General features: G+C 64.8%; 18 protein-coding genes. 9 read left to right on the top strand and 9 right to left on the bottom strand.

Features of this window, described 5'->3' with window-relative positions; translation table 11 throughout:
* Positions 1 to 28: 28 nt before the first annotated feature.
* The 6 genes from AC4PTO_RS07470 to gabT all read right to left on the bottom strand — a co-directional run bounded on the left by AC4PTO_RS07470 (position 29) and on the right by gabT (position 7,228).
* Entirely contained in the window at positions 29 to 1,450 is a 1,422-nt protein-coding gene (locus AC4PTO_RS07470; RefSeq protein WP_492733104.1) for a Glu/Leu/Phe/Val family dehydrogenase, read from the bottom strand.
* A gap of 69 nt (positions 1,451 to 1,519) precedes the next feature.
* On the bottom strand, positions 1,520 to 2,395 hold the full coding sequence (locus AC4PTO_RS07465) for a 3-hydroxybutyryl-CoA dehydrogenase (RefSeq protein WP_492733103.1): 876 nt from the start codon (positions 2,393 to 2,395) through the stop codon (positions 1,520 to 1,522).
* Complete coding sequence (locus AC4PTO_RS07460) at positions 2,392 to 3,312, bottom strand: phosphate acyltransferase (RefSeq protein ID WP_492733102.1); 921 nt, start codon at positions 3,310 to 3,312, stop codon at positions 2,392 to 2,394. The genes AC4PTO_RS07465 and AC4PTO_RS07460 overlap by 4 nt, the downstream gene beginning before the upstream one ends.
* Positions 3,306 to 4,412 carry a butyrate kinase gene (buk, locus tag AC4PTO_RS07455; RefSeq protein ID WP_492733101.1) on the bottom strand — a complete coding sequence of 369 codons (1,107 nt, stop codon included), beginning with the start codon at positions 4,410 to 4,412 and terminating at the stop codon, positions 3,306 to 3,308. Before buk ends, AC4PTO_RS07460 begins: the two co-directional genes overlap by 7 nt.
* 3 nt (positions 4,413 to 4,415) lie before the next feature.
* Positions 4,416 to 5,855 carry an aldehyde dehydrogenase family protein gene (locus AC4PTO_RS07450; RefSeq protein WP_492733100.1) on the bottom strand — a complete coding sequence of 480 codons (1,440 nt, stop codon included), beginning with the start codon at positions 5,853 to 5,855 and terminating at the stop codon, positions 4,416 to 4,418.
* 77 nt (positions 5,856 to 5,932) lie between these two features.
* Positions 5,933 to 7,228, bottom strand: a complete 1,296-nt coding sequence (gene gabT / locus AC4PTO_RS07445; protein ID WP_492733099.1) for a 4-aminobutyrate--2-oxoglutarate transaminase — start codon at positions 7,226 to 7,228, stop codon at positions 5,933 to 5,935.
* Positions 7,229 to 7,348: 120 nt separating this feature from the next.
* Between gabT and AC4PTO_RS07440 the strand changes: the two genes are divergently transcribed.
* From AC4PTO_RS07440 to AC4PTO_RS07415, 6 genes are all read left to right on the top strand, one after another.
* The gene (locus AC4PTO_RS07440) at positions 7,349 to 7,927 is read left to right on the top strand and encodes a cupin domain-containing protein (RefSeq protein ID WP_492733098.1); all 579 of its coding nucleotides are present in this window, start codon (positions 7,349 to 7,351) and stop codon (positions 7,925 to 7,927) included.
* A gap of 285 nt (positions 7,928 to 8,212) precedes the next feature.
* The gene (dctP, locus tag AC4PTO_RS07435; protein ID WP_492733097.1) at positions 8,213 to 9,232 is read left to right on the top strand and encodes a TRAP transporter substrate-binding protein DctP; all 1,020 of its coding nucleotides are present in this window, start codon (positions 8,213 to 8,215) and stop codon (positions 9,230 to 9,232) included.
* Positions 9,229 to 9,759 (top strand): TRAP transporter small permease subunit, encoded by a 531-nt coding sequence (locus tag AC4PTO_RS07430; RefSeq protein WP_492733096.1) that lies wholly within the window; start codon positions 9,229 to 9,231, stop codon positions 9,757 to 9,759. Before dctP ends, AC4PTO_RS07430 begins: the two co-directional genes overlap by 4 nt.
* A 51-nt stretch (positions 9,760 to 9,810) precedes the next feature.
* On the top strand, positions 9,811 to 11,136 hold the full coding sequence (locus AC4PTO_RS07425; protein ID WP_492733095.1) for a TRAP transporter large permease: 1,326 nt from the start codon (positions 9,811 to 9,813) through the stop codon (positions 11,134 to 11,136).
* A 726-nt stretch (positions 11,137 to 11,862) separates the two neighbouring features.
* Positions 11,863 to 12,051 (top strand): hypothetical protein, encoded by a 189-nt coding sequence (locus AC4PTO_RS07420; RefSeq protein WP_492733094.1) that lies wholly within the window; start codon positions 11,863 to 11,865, stop codon positions 12,049 to 12,051.
* Positions 12,052 to 12,072: 21 nt separating this feature from the next.
* Positions 12,073 to 12,663, top strand: coding sequence for a hypothetical protein (locus AC4PTO_RS07415; protein WP_492733093.1), 591 nt, complete (start codon positions 12,073 to 12,075; stop codon positions 12,661 to 12,663).
* Between the two features lie 167 nt (positions 12,664 to 12,830).
* On the opposite strand, the gene AC4PTO_RS07410 is transcribed toward AC4PTO_RS07415, so the two are convergent.
* From AC4PTO_RS07410 to AC4PTO_RS07400, 3 genes are all read right to left on the bottom strand, one after another.
* Positions 12,831 to 13,460: an SOS response-associated peptidase gene (locus AC4PTO_RS07410; RefSeq protein ID WP_492733092.1), complete on the bottom strand. Its 630-nt coding sequence runs from the start codon at positions 13,458 to 13,460 to the stop codon at positions 12,831 to 12,833.
* On the bottom strand, positions 13,460 to 13,747 hold the full coding sequence (locus tag AC4PTO_RS07405) for a hypothetical protein (RefSeq protein WP_492733091.1): 288 nt from the start codon (positions 13,745 to 13,747) through the stop codon (positions 13,460 to 13,462). Before AC4PTO_RS07405 ends, AC4PTO_RS07410 begins: the two co-directional genes overlap by 1 nt.
* A gap of 63 nt (positions 13,748 to 13,810) precedes the next feature.
* Positions 13,811 to 14,005: a helix-turn-helix domain-containing protein gene (locus AC4PTO_RS07400; RefSeq protein ID WP_492733090.1), complete on the bottom strand. Its 195-nt coding sequence runs from the start codon at positions 14,003 to 14,005 to the stop codon at positions 13,811 to 13,813.
* A 274-nt stretch (positions 14,006 to 14,279) separates the two neighbouring features.
* Here AC4PTO_RS07400 and AC4PTO_RS07395 point away from each other — a divergent pair, with 274 nt between their 5' ends.
* The 3 genes from AC4PTO_RS07395 (at position 14,280) to AC4PTO_RS07385 (ending at position 15,447) form a co-directional block, all read left to right on the top strand.
* Positions 14,280 to 14,498: a hypothetical protein gene (locus tag AC4PTO_RS07395; protein ID WP_492728126.1), complete on the top strand. Its 219-nt coding sequence runs from the start codon at positions 14,280 to 14,282 to the stop codon at positions 14,496 to 14,498.
* Positions 14,499 to 14,706: 208 nt separating this feature from the next.
* Positions 14,707 to 15,189: a thermonuclease family protein gene (locus AC4PTO_RS07390; RefSeq protein WP_492733089.1), complete on the top strand. Its 483-nt coding sequence runs from the start codon at positions 14,707 to 14,709 to the stop codon at positions 15,187 to 15,189.
* 12 nt (positions 15,190 to 15,201) lie between these two features.
* Complete coding sequence (locus AC4PTO_RS07385) at positions 15,202 to 15,447, top strand: excalibur calcium-binding domain-containing protein (protein WP_492733088.1); 246 nt, start codon at positions 15,202 to 15,204, stop codon at positions 15,445 to 15,447.
* Positions 15,448 to 15,688 lie beyond the last annotated feature (241 nt).

The raw sequence follows: 15,688 nt of genomic DNA, 5'->3' as shown, positions 1-15,688 counted from the left end.
CCCTGCCGTTGTTGCACCGCGCCCGCCGTCACAACCCTTTCGAACGATAGGCATCGGCCACCCGGCCCACGGCGATGCAATAGGCCGCGGTGCGCAGGTCGGACACGCGCGGATCGTCATGCCAGACCGCGCGCATCGACTGATAGGCCGCGCGCATCGTGTCATCGAGACCCGAGCGCACCAGCTCCAGCTCGGACGCGCCGCGCAGGAAATCGCTCTTGAAGCTGGGCGAAAGCGTCCAGCCCAGCCCCTTGTCGGCCGAAAGCCGCTCCAGCTCGTTCACCAGCATCAGGCTGCGCGCCTCTTCGTGGCGGCGCTGCATGCGGCCGAAGGGGATGTGCGACAGGTTCTTGACCCATTCGAAATAGGACACGGTCACACCGCCCGCATTGGCGAAAAGATCCGGAATGATGACGATGCCGCGTTCGCGCAGGATCTGGTCGGCCTCGGCGGTGACGGGGCCGTTCGCGGCTTCGACGATCAGCCGGGCGTCAATGCGCGCGGCATTCCCGTCATGGATCACCCCTTCCATCGCGGCCGGGATCAGCACGTCGCATGGCGTTTCGAGCGCGGCCGCGCCATCGACCGAATGGGTGCCGCCCGCAAAGCCCGACACGCCCCCGGTGGCCCGCAGATGCGCGCCGAGCGCCTCGATATCCAGCCCGTCGGGGTTGCTGATCGCGCCGTCGCGCTCGATCACGCAGATCACCTTCGCGCCATCCTCCTCGGACAGGAAGCGCGCGGCATGGCTGCCCACATTGCCCAGCCCCTGCACCACGATGCGCTTGCCCTCCAGACCGCCCGAAAGCCCGGCGCGCGCGGTATCCTCGGGGTGGCGGAAAAACTCGCGCAGGGCATATTGCACGCCGCGCCCCGTGGCCTCGACCCGGCCGACGATGCCGCCCGCGTTCAGCGGCTTGCCGGTTACGCAGGCATGGGCGTTGATGTCGGTGGTGAACATGCGCGCATACTGGTCGGCCATCCAGGCCATCTCGCGCTCGCCCGTGCCCATGTCGGGGGCGGGCACGTTCTGGCTCGGGCTGATCAGGCCGCGCTTGGCCAGTTCGTAGGTGAAGCGGCGGGTGATCTGCTCAAGCTCATGTGGTTCCCATTCGCGCGGGTCGATGCACAGCCCGCCCTTGGAGCCGCCGAAGGGCGTTTCCACCAGCGCGCATTTATAGGTCATCAGGGCGGCAAGCGCCTCGACCTCATCCTGGTTGACGCCCGTGGCATAGCGGATGCCGCCCTTCACCGGCTCCATATGCTCGGAATGAACCGAGCGATAGCCGGTGAAGGTCTGGATCTGGCCGCGCAGCCGCACCCCGAAGCGCACCGTATAGGTCGAGTTGCAGACCCGGATCTTCTCTTCCAGACCGGGCGACAGGTCCAGAAGCGCCGCCGCGCGGCGGAACATCACATCGACGGATTCACGAAACGAGAGATTGGACATTTCCTGCACCTTTTCCTGAAGAAATCCTGGTGATCATTCGCCCCTTTCGCGGGGCATCCGGGGCGCCGATCACCGTGTGGGGACGGGGATTTCGCCGCGATAGTCGTAGAAGCCGCGTCCGCTCTTGCGTCCCAGCCAGCCCGCCTCGACATATTTTGTCAAGAGCGGACAGGGGCGATACTTGGTATCGGCCAGCCCGTCATGCAGCACGTTCATGATGGCAAGGCAGGTGTCGAGCCCGATGAAATCGGCCAGCTCCAAGGGCCCCATCGGGTGGTTCGCGCCCAGCTTCATCAACTCGTCGATCGAGCGCACGTTGCCCACCCCCTCGTAAAGCGTGTAGACCGCCTCGTTGATCATCGGCATCAGGATGCGGTTGACGATGAAGGCGGGGAAATCCTCGGCGCTTGCCGCGGTCTTGCCGATCTTCTCCACCACCGCCAGAAGTGCCTTGTAGGTCGCCTCGTCGGTGGCGATGCCGCGGATCAGTTCCACCAGCTGCATCACCGGCACGGGGTTCATGAAATGGAAGCCCATGAATTTCTCGGGCCGGTCGGTGCGCGAGGCCAGCCGCGTGATCGAGATCGACGAGGTGTTCGAGGTCAGGATCGTCTCGGGCTTCAGATGCGGCAGCAGATCCTCGAAGATCGCCTGCTTGACGGTCTCGCGCTCGGTCGCGGCCTCGATGATCAGATCGCAGCGGCCCAGATCGGTCAGCTTGAGCGTCGTGGAAATGCGCCCCAGCGTGGCGGCCTTGTCCGCAGCCGGGATCTTCCCGCGCGAGACCTGGCGTTCCAGGTTGCGGTCGATCAGCTCAAGCGCCTTGTCCAGGCTGTCCTGGCTGATATCGGTCATCAGCACCTCGAACCCCGCAAGCGCGAAGACATGCGCGATCCCGTTGCCCATCTGACCCGCACCCACAATCCCCACAGTCTCGATACTCATGCCTGCGCCTCCTGTCCCGCCAGCACGCATTGCGCCATCACCAGCCCGATCACCCGCCGCTCCGGCCCGTCCGCGCGGGAGTTGAGCAGGACCGGCGCCGTCGCCCCCAGCACGAGGCTGCCGGTCTGCGCCTGCCCGTGCAGCTTCCAGGCCTTGGCGGTGGCATTGGCGGATTCGATATTGGGAAACAGGATCAGGTCGGCCTGCCCCGCAACGGGCGACGCGCCAAGCCCCTTGGCGCGCGCCGCATCGGCGCTGAGCGCCACGTCATAGCCGAAGGGGCCATCGACGATCAGCCCCGGCAGCGCGCCTGCCCGCGCCTCGGCGGCAAGGGCGGCGGCATCCACCGTTGCAGGCTGACGCTCGGACACCTTCTCCGAGGCGGCGATGGCGGCCACGCGGACCTGCTCCAGCCCCAGCCCGCGAAACAGCGGCAGCGCATTGCGCAGGATCGCGCGTTTCTGCTCCAGCGTCGGAGCGGGGACGATCCCGTTATCGGTGGCCCCGATCAGCCGCGGAACCGAGGGCATTTCGGCCAGCGTCAGGTTCGACAGAACGCCCGCGCCGCGAATGCCGGTGTCGCGGTCCACCACGGCGCGCAAATAGGCCGCGCTGTCGACATGGCCCTTCATCAACACCTGCGCGCGGCCCGCGCGCAGTTCGGCCACGGCGGCGCGGGCGCAGGCCTCGGGCGTATCGGCAGGCAGGAGGCGCACCCGGTCGCGCAGCCCCTGCGGCAGCGCCGCGCGGATCGCATCGCCCTGCCCCGAGATCACGGCCGAGGCGACCAGCCCGGCCTCGAACCCCGCGACGACGCCCGCGATCACCGCGCCATCACCGCCCCCCGCCACCGCCAGGTGCAGCGGCGCGCGGGCGGCCATGGCCCGGCGCAGCGTCTGAAAATTGCGGATCACCATGCCGGCACCGCCCCGGCCTGCGGCGCGACGGGCCAGTGCATCGGCGGCTCGGCGCCGCACAGCGCGCGGGCCGCGCCCTCGGCCAGGGCCCGCGATTCATCCGACCCCGGATAGACCCGGACCGGCGCAAGCGCCCCGCAGCGCGCCGACAGATCGGCGCTGATGCGGGCGGATTGCGCGATGCCCCCGGTCAGCACGATGGCGGCGGGGCGGAAGTCCAGCACCGCCGCCATGGCCCCGATCGCCTTGGCCGTCTGATAGACCATCGCATCCAGCACCAGCGCGGCGCGCGCATCGCCCGCCGCGGCCATCGCCTCGGCCTTGCGGATGTCCTTGGTGCCCAGATAGGCGAAGACCCCGCCCTGCCCGTAAAGCCGCTTCATCAGGTCGGCCTTTTCGTATTTCCCCGAATAGCACAGCTCGATCAGCGGAATGGGCGGCAACCCGCCCGAACGCTCCGGCGTGAAGGGAGAATTTTCCATCCGGTTGGTACTGTCCACGATCCGCCCGCCCTTCAGCGCGGCGATGGAGAACCCCGCCCCCATATGCGCCACGACGGCATCGAGATCCCCGAACGGCCGGCCCAGCTCTTGCGCGAGGCGCCGCCCGCAGGCGCGGATGTTCAGCGCATGCACGAAGGAGAACCGCGCGATCTCGGGGCAGCCCGAAATCCGCGCCACGGCCGGCAGCTCATCCACGCTGACCGGATCGACGATATAGGCCGGGCAGCCGGCGCGCGCGGCCACCGCATCGGCCAGCGGCGCGCCAAGGTTCGAGGCGTGATGATGGCGCGGCGTGTGCAGCGCGAAGGCCACCAGTTCGGGATTGACGGCAATCACTCCCGCGGGCACGGGCGACAGCATCCCGCCCCGTCCCGCCACGGCGACCAGCCGGCCGCCCGCCAGCCTGTCTTCCAGAAATCCCTGAAGGCAGGCAGCGCGATACTCAAGCTGGCTTGCGATGCTCGCAAAGCCGGCCATGACGGCCTCGTCATGCTCGATGGTGTCTTCATGCACGGGGCGGACGGTGGCGCCTTGCGGGGCAAACAGGCCCACGCGCGTCGTCGTGGTGCCGGGGTTGACGGTCAGGATCAGGTCCATGGCTCAGCCCGCGAAGCTGTAGGCGGTTTTCACCACCGTGTAGAACTCGGCCGCGTAGCTACCCTGTTCGCGCGGCCCGTAGCTTGACCCCTTTCGCCCGCCGAAGGGGACGTGGTAATCCACCCCCGCCGTGGGCAGGTTGACCATCACCATCCCCGCCTGCGCCCGCCGCCGGAAGGTGCGCGCATGTTTCAGCGAGGCGGTGCAGATCCCGGCGGACAGGCCGAAGTCTGTATCGTTCGCCACGGCAAGCGCCTCGTCAAAATCCGCAACCCTGATGACCGCGGCGCAGGGCCCGAAGATCTCTTCGCGGCTGACGCGCATCGCGGGGCGCGCGTTCACGAACAGCGCCGGGCGCTGGAAATACCCCTCGGTCGGGCCGTTCAGGCGCTCTCCTCCGACGACCTCGCAGCCCTCTTCGGCGGCAAGGCGGACGTAATCCAGGTTGCCCTCAAGCTGCGACAGGCTGGCCACCGGGCCGACCTGGCTGGCCGCATCAAGCGCGGGGCCGACCCGAAGCGCCGCCGCCTGGCGCGCAAGTTCGGCCACGAAGGCGTCGTGGATGCCCGCCTGCACGATCAACCGCGACGAGGCCGTGCAACGCTGCCCGGTCGAGAAGAACGCCCCGTTGAGGCAGGCCGCGACGGCGGTGGGCAGGTCGGCATCGTCCAGAACCACCATCGGGTTCTTGCCGCCCATCTCCAGCTGCACCTTCTTCATGCCCTCGGCGGCCTTGCGCGCGAGCATCCGCCCGGTCGGGACCGAGCCGGTGAACGAGATCGCGTCGATCAGCGGCGCGTCCAGCATCGCCGCGCCGACGCGGCTTCCCGCCCCCATCACAAGGTTGAACACCCCCGGCGGGCAGCCCGCCTCATGAAGGATGCGCGCCAGAAGATGGGCGGTGCCCGGCGTCAGGTCGGCCGGCTTGAAGACCACCGTATTGCCATAGGCAAGCGCGGGCGCGATCTTCCAGGCGGGGATCGCGATGGGAAAGTTCCAGGGCGTGATCAGCCCCACCACCCCCACGGGTTCGCGCGTGATCTCGATATCCACCCCCGCCCGCACCGAGGCAAGCGCCTGGCCGGGGATGCGCAACGCCTCGCCCGCGAAAAAGCGGAAGACCTGCGCGGCGCGGCGCGTCTCGGCGATGGCTTCGGGCAGGATCTTGCCCTCTTCGCGCGCCAGCATCGTGCCGATTTCGGTGGCGCGCGCCTCGATCAGCGCTGCCACGCGGTCCAGAAGGTCGGCGCGCGGCTGCGGACCGGCCTCGTTCCAGCCCGCAAGTGCCTCGGCCGCGGCCGCCGCCGCACGCGCGACATCCTCCGCCCCTCCGGCGGCATAAAGCCCGATCTCGTCGGACAGGTCAGAGGGGTTGCGGTTCATCGTGGCGGTCTCGCCCGGACACCATTGCCCGGCGATAAGGTTCAGATGCGGCTTGGTCATGGTCTCCTCCGGGGCATGGCGGGGCCGCGCGCCGGAGGGGCCGGCGCGGGCGATTGGCGTTCAGGGGTGCGGGGGGCTCAGGCCGCCTGTTTCATCACCGCCGCCTCGATCGACGCCTCGATGATGTCCAGCGCCTCATCCAGCTGGTCCATCGGGATGGTCAGCGGCGGCAGCAGCCGGATGACGTTGTAGCGTGTGCCGCAGGACAGAAGGATCAGCCCGCGCGCCTCGGCCTCGGCCACGATGGCGGTGGTCAGGGCCGCGTCGGGGGCATTTCCGGCCCGGTCGGTGACCAGCTCGAACGCGTTCATCGCGCCAAGGCCGCGCACCTCACCGATGCACTCCATCCCCTGCCGCGCGGCGATCGCGTTCAGCCGGGCGCGGATCTTCTCGCCGATCTCATCGGCGCGCGCACACAGCTTTTCCTCTGCGATCACGTCAAGAACGGCATGGGCCGCCGCAACCGCCAGCGGGTTGCCGGCATAGGTGCCGCCCACGCCGCCGGGATTGGGCGCATCGACGATCTCGGCGCGGCCAGTGACGGCCGAGAGCGGAAAGCCCCCGGCCAGACCCTTGGCCATCGTGATCAGGTCGGGCACCACGCCGGCATGTTCGCAGCCGAACATGCGCCCGGTGCGCGCCATCCCGGCCTGCACCTCGTCCAGGATCATGACGATGCCGTGCTGGTCGCAGATCTCGCGCAGCCGCTGCAAAAAGCCCTTGGGCGCGATGGTGAAACCGCCCTCGCCCTGCACCGGCTCGATGATCATCGCGGCCACGCGCTCGGGGTCGACCGACGAGGCGAAGATGCGGTCAAGATGGCGCAGCGCCTCTTCTTCCGTGATTCCGTGCAGCGGGTTCGGGAAGGGCGCATGGGCAATCTCGGGCGGCATGGCGCCAAAGCCCTTCTTGTAGGGCGCGACCTTGCCGGTCAGCGCCATGCCCAGAAGCGTGCGGCCGTGGAACGCCCCCGAAAACGCCACGATCCCCGAACGCCCGGTATGCGCGCGCGCCATCTTGATCGCATTCTCGACCGCCTCGGCGCCGGTGGTGACCAGCATGGTCTTCTTGGCGAAATCGCCGGGCGTCGCGGCATTCAGCCGTTCGGCAAGCGCGACATAGCTTTCATAGGGCGCGACGTGAAAGCAGGTATGGGTGAAGGCCTGCGCCTGTTCGGCGATCGCGGCCATCAGGCGGGGATGGCGATGGCCGGTATTGTTCACGGCGATCCCGGCGGCGAAATCGAGGAACCGGCGCCCGTCGGCATCCCACAGTTCGGCATTCTCGGCGCGGGTGGCATAGATCCCGCGCGTGGCGACACCGCGCGCGACTGCGGCGGATTTACGGGCGGACAGATCGGCATTCTTTGTCATGGTGCGGCTCCTGCATGGATATTCCACCTCTAACCGCGCTCAATATTTTGAGCAAGTGATTCCTGATCGTTGCGCAAACATGCAAGCGACCCTATCTTTGGCAGGATCGCAGGAGGCACCATGCAGGATTTCGACGTAGGCACACGACTGAAGACGATGCGCATCGAGGCAGGCCTGTCACAGCGCCGCCTGGCCGAGCTTTCGGATGTGCCGCATGGCCAGATCTCGATGATCGAGACGAACCGCTCCAGCCCCTCGGTGGCCTCGCTGCGCAAGATCCTTGGCGGGCTGAATGTCACCATGTCCGAGTTCTTCGAGCCCGACAGCCCCGCCAACTCGGCCGTGTTCTTCAAGCCGGGCGACCTGCGCGACCTGACTTCAAGGATTTACAGCGCGCTTGAAGGGCCGCAGGGGCGCATGACCCTGCAACAGGTGGGCGACGCCAAGGCGCACAACCTGCAAATCCTCTATGAACGCTACGAGCCCGGCGCCGATACCGGCGAAACCATGCTGGAGCATGTCGCCAGCGAAGGCGGCATCGTGATCGCGGGCGAGATCGAGGTGACGGTGGGCGATCAGACCGCGATCCTGAAGGCCGGCGACAGCTACCTGTTCAACTCGACCCAACCGCACCGCTTCCGCAATATCAGCGACCGCGAGGCGACGGTGGTCTCGGCCTGCTCTCCACCATACCTGTGATCTGCGCAGGGATTCGCCCGATGGATTCGTGAATTCCACTCATTTTGCGCAAAATATTGCACAACAATACCGAATCATGTTGCGCAATATTCAAAGCGCAACTACGAAGACGTTACGGAAATCGAGGAGGTTTTCGACGGGTTTCGATGGGGCCTCGCCCCTTTCGATGCTGTGTTCGACAATTTGCGCAGCACTTCACATTGCGCTGCTTGATCGCATGGGCGGGCAAGCCCGGCACGGCGTTGCCGGGCCACGGCCCCCTCATGTCTGAAGGGGAGAGAGATCATGATCACCAAACGCACATTCGGGCGCATCGCCACCGGCCTTGCGGCCGCGCTGATGCTGGGCACGGCCGCGCAGGCCGACACCACGCGCATCCGCTTTCACACCTTCTACGGCACCGAAATCGACGATATCGCCGAGAAGTTCAAGGAAACCGTGAAAGAGAAATCCGGCGGCACGCTGCGCATCCAGTATTTCCGCGGGGGCGAGCTGGTTGCCTCGGACCAGTTCGTGGACGCGATCGCCAAGGGCTCGATCGACGTGGCCTATGGCGTGGGCAGCTACTGGCCCGGCATGATCGACATCGGCAATATCGAGGCCGGGCTTCCGGGCTTCTGGACCTCGAAGGACGAGGCAGCGGCGATCCTCGAAAGCGACGCCTTCCTGAGCATGCTTGACGCAGCCTATGCCGAAAAGGGCGCGAAGTTCATCGGGCGCGGCTACGGCTCGGATTACGACCTGCTGACCAAGGCGCCGGTCACCGGCCTGGACGACCTGAAATCCATGAAGATCCGCGCCACCGGCCAGGTTGCGAAGGTCCTGCAAGCCTTTGACATCCCTACCGTCTACCTGCCCGCGCAAGAGTTGTATATCGGGCTGTCGACCGGCGTGATCGACGGCGCGATCTATGGCGGCCCGGTGGAATACGAACAGCTCAAGCTGCATGAAGTGGCGAAGAACTACACCTTCCTGAACATGCTCAACCCCGGCTGGACCGATACGATCATCGCCAACCCTGCCGTCTGGGACGGCCTGTCGGAGGAACACCGCGCCATCCTGCAAGAGGCGATCGACCAATATGCCGCCGACATCCACGCCTGGCTGGAAGACGGCAACGGCGCGATCAAGGATGCGGGCGATGGCGGCATCTTCACCTTCGCCACCCTGCCCGCGGAAGACTCCGCCCGCCTGACCGAGGCCGCGCAGACCGTCTGGCAGGAAGAGGCCGACAAGTCCGAGCGCAACGCCCAGGCCATCGGGCTGCTGGTCGAGAACGCCAAGGCGCAGGGCCGCCTGAAGTGAGCTGGCTTGCCCGGTATTTCGTGGCACAGGATGGCCTGTCCGACCATGTCGGGCGGGCCATCTCGTGGCTGACGCTGGTGATGGTCGGCGTTCTCATCTGGGAGATTTGCGCGCGCTACTTCCTGAACGCCCCGACGATCTGGGCGCATGAGCTGTCGACCATGCTTTACGGCAGTTTCTGCATCCTCGCGGGCAGCTACACGCTGCGCCATCAGGGGCATGTGCGCTCCGAGGTGGTCTATGCGCTGTTTCCGCCGCGCATCCGCGCGCTGTGCGACGTGATCGTCTTCGGGCTGACGCTTCTGGTCTTGTTCGTGTTCCTGCGCATGGCCTGGGATTTCGCCGCAACCTCTTGGGCGGCAAGGGAATTCTCGTCGCGCTCGACCTGGCAGCCGCCGCTTTACCCGTTCAAGACCGTGGTGCCCGTGGCGGTCGGCCTGCTGATGCTTCAGGTGCTGGCCGAGTTCCTGCGCGCGCTTCTGCGCCTGGCGGGGGCATCCGAAGACATGCTCGCGCCGCAGGACTGAGCCTTTCCCCTTCTGACCTGACGGCGCAGCCGCGCCAGACAGGAGACACATATGTCTGATCTTGATCCGATGACGATCACCGCGATCATGTTCGCCTCGATGCTGGTGTTGATGATCCTTGGGGCGCCGCTGGCTTTCGCGCTGATGATTTCCGGCATGGGCGCGGCCTATATGATGTTCGGCCCCGGCGGGCTCGACCTTCTGGTCGCCTCGGCCTTCGGGGCCATGGACAACTTCCTTCTCGTCTCGCTTCCGCTTTTCATCTTCATGGGGCTGGTGCTGGAGCGGTCGGGGATCACTGACGATCTGTTTTCCATGATCCACAAGCTGATGGGCGGATTGCCCGGCGGGCTTGGGGTGGGCACGGTGCTGATCTGCGCGCTTATCGCGGCGATGGCCGGGGTGTCGGGCGCGGCAACGGTATCGCTTGGCATCATCGCCCTGCCCTCGATGCTGAAGCGTGGCTATGACAAGCGCCTCGTCACTGGCACGATCATGGCGGGCGGCGCGCTTGGCTTTCTGATCCCGCCCTCGGTGCTGATGATCATCTATGCCTTCCTGTCGCGCGATTCCGTGGGCAAGCTTTTTGCCGCGGGTGTTGTGCCGGGGCTGATGCTGGCGGGGATCTATATCGGCTATATCCTTCTTCGTTGCGGCCTGCGCCCCGCCATGGGGCCGCCCGCCCCGCCGGAAGAGCGAGTCTCGGGGATCGAAAAGCTGAAGGCGCTGCGCCACCTGATCGCGCCGGGGCTTCTGGTCTCGACGGTTCTGGGCTGCATCATCGGCGGCATCACCTCTCCGTCCGAGGCCTCGGCGATCGGCGCCTTCGGCGCGCTTCTGATCGCGGCGCTGCGCGGCAAGGTGGACTGGCCGATGCTGAAATACGTCATGCTGTCGACGACCAAGCTGATGGGCATGCTGATGTGGATCGCGCTTGCGGCGGTGTTCTTCTCGAAGATCTATGTCGGCCTTGGCGCAGGCGCCGTGGTGGGCGAGCTGATCGAGGATTTCGACGTGGCCCCGATGGCCGTGATCGTGGCCATGCTGGCGGTTTATTTCCTGCTGGGCATGTTCCTGGACGATTTCGCCATCATCTTCATTACGGTGCCGATCTTCGTGCCGATCGTGCGCGATCTGGGCTTCGACACGACATGGTTCGCGGTGCTGTTCGTGCTGTCGATGCAGTCAGCCTATCTGACGCCGCCCTTCGGCTACAACCTGTTCTACATGCGCTCGGTCGCCCCGCGCGAGGTCAGCATCAACGACATCTACATGGCCGCCCTGCCCTTCGTCTTGTTGCAGGTTCTCGGGCTGGCGCTGGTGGTGATCTTCCCGCAGATCGCGCTGTGGCTGCCCGGCGTGCTCTTCGGCCCCTGAACCGGCGCCCGAAAGGCACCGCATCACCGCCCGGCACCCCGCAGGTGCCGGGTTTTTCATGACCGGCACGGCACATCCTTGTCAGAGAAAGCTGGTGCCCGAGGCGAGACTCGAACTCGCACGCCTTGCGGCGGAGGATTTTGAATCAGGTGGAATTGAGGCAGCGCAAAGCCTTGCTCAATTTTGCTCACCTGGACGAAACGGAAACGAATCGGAAATCAGTGAGTGGTCACGCGATCACATCGACGGACGGGCCCCTGCGCCTGCCGCCGCCCCAGACCAACTGACCACGGAGGCCGATATGGCAGGCTTCTTGCAAGCGATTGTAGGGGATCACATATGGAGGGCTTGCAGCTTGCCACTACCGTGCATCGGAGCGACGTTGTGCTTCACAAGGCTGTGGTCAGAGGTTGCTATGTTGCCCTGCGGAACTATGTACTGACAGGTCTGAGACCGAACACGGCGTCAACCGAAATTTAATCTTGACATGAGGAAAGTTGCCGTTTTGAGGGGCGAATCCAACGGTTTCTCTTGTCTAAGTGAGGCGGACAAGTGTAAGGGAAAGTCATGGGAAACCGCACGCGCGGTACTGAGTCTGCGGCAGTCAAGAGCAATGTTCACAACCTTGCCCTAAATCTGCCATGTATCTGTGGATAAGTGCAACGCGTGTCAACATGTAGCTATCGGGTCGCGCAGGCGTCCCGTCTTAACTGAGAGGGAATCGGAATGGCTAACCAACTCACGCTGGCCCAGAACCGCCTCTACGGGGCGGACGGTCTTGCTGTGTCTGACTTCAAGATGTATCCTGGAACGTCCCGTGACGTGTCGAAGGAACAGTTTGCAGAGCAGATCAACAAGGTCCTTGCCCAGATTGAGGCCGGGGACTATGAACTTGTGGAACAGTATGAAGACTAATCCGCAAGTTAAGAGGGATTTGTGCCCTATCGTGACCTGTACGACTTCGCGCAAACGGTAGAAGTATACGAAACTGGAAAGCAGTATGTATCCCGCAACGTGTTGCGGGATAAAGCTGTTTCTATAACAGGCGTCAACAAAATTGCGCATGTTCGTACAGGCGCGGATCTCGGTGTTTCGCGCGGTCTCTGGCTAACACCGACGAACACTGAACATCAGTTAGTCCAACAGCTTGGCTGCCATATCATCGTCACAGAGCGGGGCCTAAACACATGTTGGGACAGGTTTGTGTACGTCAAGGAGCTGACGCACATATTCGATGCCGATGAGGGTCGTACCGCATCTGCCGAGGCGTTTGACAATCTGCTTGGCGAGTTTGCGAGCCAAGGGCCGATCAATGATCGGTCTCTTCAGTGGGTCTCAGAAGCTACGGCTGTCTGGCGCGCATTGGCCCTTTTGTGCCCGGAGGCCAAACGGCGAGAGTTTGCCGCAGAGCGCACCGATGTGAAGATTGACGACTACGAAATCGCGCTTCGCCTGAAGATTCCGCTGTTTCATGTCCCCAAGCTCTTTAGCCCGACGTTTGATCTGATGCTTAGAGAAATGCTGTAATGCAGTCAGCTTAAGAAAGCGAAGAGCAACCCGAAGTAGGTTTACCCTCTTCACTCAGCCCTTCCAGCCGCCGCGCGCCTCAGGTTGCGGAATTCGCGCGGCTGTGCACATTTACACGATCTAACTAGTCGCGATTGTCGCCCCGCCCACGCCGGAGGCCGATAAGGTCAGTCTAGCGCCTCCTCGATCAGCTGCGGCCCGTCATCTGCGATCCCGAACCGCGCCACGGGATAGTGCCGCAGGCGGGCGCCCGCGCCGAGGTCTGCGGTCTCGTCGGTCCCGGACAGCCAGGCCTCCCGCTCGGCCGCGTCCAGAATAACCGGCATCCGGGTATGCACGGCCGAAACATCGGCCGTCGCGGCCCGGGTCATGATGGTGCAGGTCAGGGTATCGCGCCAGCGAGAGGCCAGCCCGGCGAACCACAACGTCTCCTCATTCCCGGCCGAGCCGATGAAATGCGGCTGTTTCTGCCCCGCCGTGCCGGTCCACTCGTAATAGCCGCCGGCCGGGATCAGGCAGCGCCCATGGCGCCAGACCTGACGAAAGGTAGGCTTGTCCTTCGCCTCTTCGATCCGGGCGTTGAAGGTGGTGGCCTTCCAGTCCTTTGGGTCGTCGCCCTTGAACCAAGACGGGATCAGCCACCAGCGCGCCATCATCGCCTCGAGCGGATCCTTGGCAAAGATCAGCACGTCCTGCGTCGGCTTGACGTTGAAGCGCCTGGGGATCGGGTTGATCTTGATCTCGGACAGCTCGAATTCCGTCCCGCGCAGGTTCGGGTCAACGAAGCGCCCGCACATCAGGACCTCCCCATCTCGGATGCGATCGGCACCCGGCCGACATCGTCGGGCCACCGGCGCCGGATCGCGGCGCGCAGCTGGGCCAGAGCATCCTCGATGTCATTGGCCTTGCCGTTATCGGCCGGGTAGGTCCAGGTCGACCAATCATAGGGGAGGGTTCCGGGAATGTGCGGCGCCGGCACCACGCGGCCAACGGACTGCCCGCGCCGCAGCACGACGACATCGCCGGGCGCGGTCTGGCCGCCGATGACGCAGGGCCGCATCGTCCAGATCGATTGATCATCCATGCTTCATTTATCGGCGGGATTGGCCGCCATAATCAAGCGGCGCTTGATCAGTGACGCCTCGGCCTATTCAGGCCAGTCATCTGGCCGATACCCGGCCAGATATGCGCGCATGAGCCGCACGACCGCGTCGGACGGTGACCGCTTTCCGCTTTCGATTTCCGAAATCCGTTGAGGCGCACCATAGCCGAGCACCCGTGCCGCCTGCGCCTGATCGAGGCCGAGTTTCTGGCGCGCGCCCCTGAAATCATCTGGCGTCATCGGCGGTTCGGCCCCCAAATAAAAACACGCAATGCGTAACTTTTCCTATTGCAAAAGTGCGCAAAAATAAGCATACTATTTATGTGCTGAGGGGGAGGGATTGGCCCTCCCCGCACAGGAGGAAAAAGCGATGAAAATCCAACACGTCGCGATCATCCTCCAGATCATCACCGTGGTGGCCCTTGCGATCAACATGATCCACCACTGGTGATAGGAAGGAGAGCCAGCCCCGTTGCACCGGGGCTGGCAACTCTCCAAACATAGGAGGCTTTCCGTGACCGCGCAAGAGTTTCAAGACTGGATGGACGAGGCGGGCATTCGTTATGCCGCCGACATTGTCCGGGCCGTTGGGTGCGCCCGCACCTCGGCCGAGGTGATGATGCGGCAAGCGGCTGCCGGTGAAGACGTTCCGGTCAAGAGGTCGATGGCGCTTGCCATGGCTGCGGTTGCGGCGGGCCTCCGCCCTTGGGGCAATGGAAAGGAGGAAGCATGACGAAGCGAATGGCGTGGGTGTCTGTCGCCCTGTCTCTGATCGCGCTCGGGCTGATCCTGCTCGGCGCGGCGGGGTGACGGCCCTGCATCACTAACACAATCGTGGGGGCCGGTCTCGGCCCCCTTTCTCATGCGGCCCTGGTCTATCCGAACTGGATGCGACACCAGGCGAGCTTGCCGTTCCCCCGAAACCGTGCAACTTTGGTTGTATGACCAGACTGATTGCTTTCCTGATCTTCACGATGCTTGCGCCCGCGGCGGCCCACTCTGCCCAGACGATCGCGGGGACGGCCTCGGTGATCGATGGCGACACGATCGAAATCCACGGCCAGCGGATCAGGCTGCACGCCGTCGACGCGATCGAGAGCCGCCAGCGCTGCACGCTTCCCGACGGTCGGACGTGGAACTGCGGGCGTGATGCGGCGCGGGCACTGGCCGACCGGATCGGCCGCTCTCCTGTTTCCTGCGAAGTCCGCGATGTCGACCGCTACGGCCGGGCCGTGGCGGTCTGTCGTCAGGGTGGGGCCGATCTCAATGCCTGGCTCGTGCGGAACGGCTGGGCGGTGGCCTACCGGCAGTATGGCCGGGATTATGTGGCAGTCGAGGGAGAGGCGCGCGCCGCCGGCCGCGGTATTTGGGCGGCCGAGTTCGCTATGCCGTGGGACTGGCGACGGGCGCAGAGGAAGCAATAAGGGAAGGTCGTGATGGGTGGATTTGCGACCCTGATCGCAGTCGCGTCAACCGGGATGATGTCGGCTCTTGCAGGCCTTGGCGATGCCGATGACCTACGGCTGGCATCGTCATATTCTTGCAGCCCGAAAAAGACCTGCTCGAAAACGATACGCAGCTGCGAGGAGGCCTATTGGCTATACCGGAACTGCTCTTGGGGCGGGCGGCTGGATCGCGACAATGACGGCGTGCCTTGCGAAAACCTGTGCCCGGGAGGGTGACCGGATCCGGTCAACGATTACTCGGCACAGTGCGGCGTATCGGCCCGAATTGCAAATTTCGGGGATAGGGTATCGCTGCCAATCAAGGACCCCAGCGGCAGCTCAGGACCGATGAAGCGGCTGGAACTGGCGGGAGCGTGCAGGAATGCTCCTGTCAAACGCCTTGGCACCAAGCATCTGGTCCCCAGAACAGCCTCGGACCCGGATGAAGCGGCGAACCTGCGAGCACAGGTCACACAGA

This window comes from Rhodobacter maritimus (assembly GCF_058747975.1).
The sequence above is the reverse complement of the archived record's forward strand: the minus strand, read 5'-3'. Positions and strand labels throughout refer to the sequence as shown.